The organism is Streptomyces sp. BE20 (assembly GCF_036322525.1).
Lineage (GTDB): Bacteria > Actinomycetota > Actinomycetes > Streptomycetales > Streptomycetaceae > Kitasatospora.
The window spans coordinates 1-404 of the sequence record NZ_JAQYWW010000565.1 but is presented as its reverse complement, the minus strand read 5'-3'; the positions used below and the strand labels follow the sequence as shown (position 1 = coordinate 404).

Here is a 404-nt window from a genome sequence, read left to right as displayed (position 1 = left end):
GGCCAAGGCGATGCTTCCGGTGGCCTTCGCCACCATGCACCTCAGTTGGGGCTTCGGCTTCCTCACCTCGCCGCGCTCGCTGGCCCGCAAGGTGATCGGCAGCAGCGCCCCGTCTCCCCGCAACGTCGTCGCCGCGCGCCGCGGCCCGCGCCGGCGGCCCCCCGCGCCCCCCCGCCCCCGCGGGGTGACCGGCCCAACCCCGGGGCCCCGCCCCCCCGCCCCCCCGCCCGGCGCTAGCGGGGGGCGCCCGGGGCACAGACGGGGGGGGGACCGCCGCCGTTGCCCGGGTCGAGGCCAGCGCCGACGTCGACGACCGGGCCGTGCTCGGCCCCGGCACCCCCGGCTGGCACCTGGCCCAGGGGCGGGAGGCCGCGGTGATCGGCGCCGACTGCATCATCGGCCGG

1 pseudogene is annotated in these 404 nt (G+C 81.4%); it reads left to right on the top strand.

From position 1 onward, the window contains the following. A pseudogene (locus tag PUR61_RS09695) lies at positions 1 to 115 on the top strand (glycosyltransferase family 2 protein); the annotation flags it as partial. Positions 116 to 404 lie beyond the last annotated feature (289 nt).